The organism is Micrococcus sp. HMSC31B01, assembly GCF_001816085.1.
GTDB lineage: Bacteria > Actinomycetota > Actinomycetes > Actinomycetales > Micrococcaceae > Micrococcus > Micrococcus luteus.
This window is the reverse complement of sequence record NZ_KV825345.1, coordinates 1-2199: the sequence shown is the minus strand read 5'-3', so window position 1 is coordinate 2199 and position 2199 is coordinate 1. Positions and strand designations below refer to the sequence as shown.

At 75.8% G+C, this 2199-nt stretch carries 3 protein-coding genes; all 3 read right to left on the bottom strand.

Annotated features, from left to right (window positions below; genetic code table 11):
• Nucleotides 1-388 (bottom strand): hypothetical protein (locus tag HMPREF3105_RS10595; protein WP_070709555.1); only part of this gene is annotated, 388 nt, incomplete at its 3' end.
• 117 nt (nucleotides 389-505) lie between these two features.
• Complete coding sequence (locus tag HMPREF3105_RS10590) at nucleotides 506-1087, bottom strand: hypothetical protein (protein WP_043276001.1); 582 nt, start codon at nucleotides 1085-1087, stop codon at nucleotides 506-508.
• A gap of 60 nt (nucleotides 1088-1147) precedes the next feature.
• The coding region (locus HMPREF3105_RS10585) for an MATE family efflux transporter (RefSeq protein WP_070709554.1) at nucleotides 1148-2199 on the bottom strand (1052 nt) is incomplete at its 5' end.

Below are 2199 nucleotides of genomic sequence, written 5' to 3'. Positions count from 1 at the left end.
CGTCGCCTCCGGTGCCGCCCTGCTCGCGGCGCTCGGCGGCGGCCTGGGCGCGGCGCTCGGCGGCGGCCTTGCGGAACATCTCCTCGGAGGAGCGGTTCACGCCGGAGCCCTGGGAGAGGTGGTCCGGGTTCTCGCGCGCGGCGAGCTGCAGCATGGCCACCACCACGAGCGAGGTCATGAAGAAGACGCCGAAGGCGATCAGCGCGATGTCGACGCGCAGTGGATTCTGGGTGCCGCCGGAGGCCGTGATGCCGGCGATCACCCCGCCGATCAGGCCGAGCACGGCGGAGAAGACGAGCGGGCCCTTGACCGTGGTGCGCAGACCGCCGCGTGCCGGGCGGCCGGATCCGGCGCGATCGGCGGACGGGCGGGGGGACGGTGCGCTCACGGCGGGACTCCTGACGGCTGGGGGCGGCTCGGGTGGCGTGGTCCGCGGCGGCGCGGCTGCTGGCGAGACGGCGCGGTGGACCGGATCCAGTCTACGTGCTGGCGTCGGCGGGTCGACTCAGAGCCCCTTGGCGGTGCCGCGGTCGCGGCGCACCTCGTGGTGGAAGCCGAGCCCGGAGACCATCAGGAGCACCCCGATCAGGATCGCCCCGCCGCCGGCGATGCCGAGCAGGGCGTGCGGGCCGAAGCCCTGCAGGGCCGCCACGACCACGCCGCCCCCGGAGAGCAGGCCCACGAGTCCGGTCCACAGCTGGTCCCGCGCGGGGATGAACTCGCGGCGGTGGCGGGCCCACGCCACGAGCTCGGCGACGCCGCCGAGCACGAGGGCGGCGCCGGCCGCCACGCCCACCGCCGCCGGGGACCCCAGGAACAGCAGCACGATCACGCCGAGCATCCACGCGGCCGCCGCCAGGGACAGCGGGGAGCGCATGGCCACGGGCACCGGGTCGCGGCGCAGGTACTCCCACATCGCCGAACCGGAGAACGCCAGGTACAGCGCGAACATGACCTTCATCCACGTCAGGCCCGGCTCGGCGACGAACACGGTGGTCAGACCGAACGCCAGCGCCACCACGGCGCGGATCAGGATCGGCTTGAACACCACGGACGAGATCTCGAGGGGGGTCTGCACGGTAGCCACCGCCCCAGTCTAGGAGCAGTGCGGCCGCGGCCCGGCCCGCGCGTCACCGCCCGGACGCGCTCACCCGACGCCGAGCCGCATCCAGTCGTCGCGCCGGGCCCGCCAGCCGAGGGTGAGCGCCCGCATCCCCATGTAGACCCCCGCGAAGCCGAGCCAGAGCAGGCCCAGCTGCACACCGGCGTCGGGCACGGCGGCGTTCGGTCCGGGCCAGACCGCGGTCCAGCCGAACCCGCCCGTGGCGAGCTGCGCGAGCACCCAGAGCGCCGGCGCGTAGACCACGAGGTTCACGAGGCCGGCGAGGGCGAGGTAGCGGGCGTCGCCGGCGCCGATCAGCACGCCGTCCAGCACGAACACGTAGCCGGCCACCGGCTGCCCGGCGGCCAGCACCCACAGGCCCACGGTGGCGGCGGCCTGCACGGTCGGGTCCGTGGTGAACAGCCCCGGCAGCACCGGTGCCGCCAGGGCCAGCACGGCCCCGGTCACGACGCCGAAGCCCAGCCCCCAGCGCACCATCGTCCGGGTGAGGCGACGGGCGGCGTCCGGCCGGGCGGCCCCGAGCTCGGCGCCGATCAGGGCCTGCGCGGCGATCGCGAGGGCGTCGAGGGCGAACGCCAGCGTGGAGAACAGCGTGAAGACGAGCTGGTGCGCGGCGAGGGTGAGGTCGCCCGCTCCGGCAGCGGCCATGACGGTGATGAGGATGGCCGCCCGCAGGCTCGCGGTGCGCAGCAGCAGCCACGAGCCCACCTGGGCCGTGGCGCGCATGCCCGACGCACGGGGCGCCCACACCGTGCCCGAGCGGCGGAAGCGCGGGGCCAGCACGAACAGGTACGTCACGAGCATCGCCCACTGCACCACGGACGTGCCGACGGCCGAGCCGGCCACGCCCCAGCCCAGCCCGTACACCAGGGCCACGTTCAGCCCGATGTTCGCGCCGAAGCCCACACCCGCCACCACGAGCGGCGTCACGGTGTCCTGGAGGCCGCGGAGCACCCCGGTGGCCGCGAGCACGGCCAGCAGGGCCGGCAGCCCCGGCATGGAGCAGCGCAGGTAGGCGACGGCGTGGGCCTGCACCTCGCCCGTCGCGCCGAGGGCCGCCGTCAGCGCGGGGGCCG